Below are 249 nucleotides of genomic sequence, written 5' to 3' on the forward strand. Positions count from 1 at the left end.
GTAATTCAGGAGCCAAAGCATACCGTTTAGGTGATGTGAGTGCAGAAACTCAATTCGCGTTAGATACATTTAATGTACCTGCTCCGGAATTATTAACAGATGATTTAGATGGTCAAGATGTTATCTTGACCATCTAAATCATCTGTTAATAATTCCGGAGCAGGTACATTAAATGTATCTAACGCGAATTGAGTTTCTGCACTCACATCACCTAAACGGTATGCTTTGGCTCCTGAATTACCTCTAAGT

The 249-nt window shown here is 38.6% G+C and carries 2 pseudogenes; one reads left to right on the plus strand and one right to left on the minus strand.

Features of this window, described 5'->3' with window-relative positions:
* Positions 1-128: pseudogene (locus tag IDG63_RS14450) on the plus strand (manganese-dependent inorganic pyrophosphatase); the annotation flags it as partial.
* Here IDG63_RS14450 and IDG63_RS14455 read toward each other — a convergent pair.
* A pseudogene (locus IDG63_RS14455) lies at positions 114-249 on the minus strand (manganese-dependent inorganic pyrophosphatase); the annotation flags it as partial. The pseudogenes IDG63_RS14450 and IDG63_RS14455 sit on opposite strands and share 15 nt — an antisense overlap.

It is taken from the genome of Staphylococcus sp. EG-SA-14 (assembly GCF_017151935.1).
In the GTDB taxonomy this organism is placed as follows: Bacteria; Bacillota; Bacilli; order Staphylococcales; family Staphylococcaceae; genus Staphylococcus; species Staphylococcus aureus.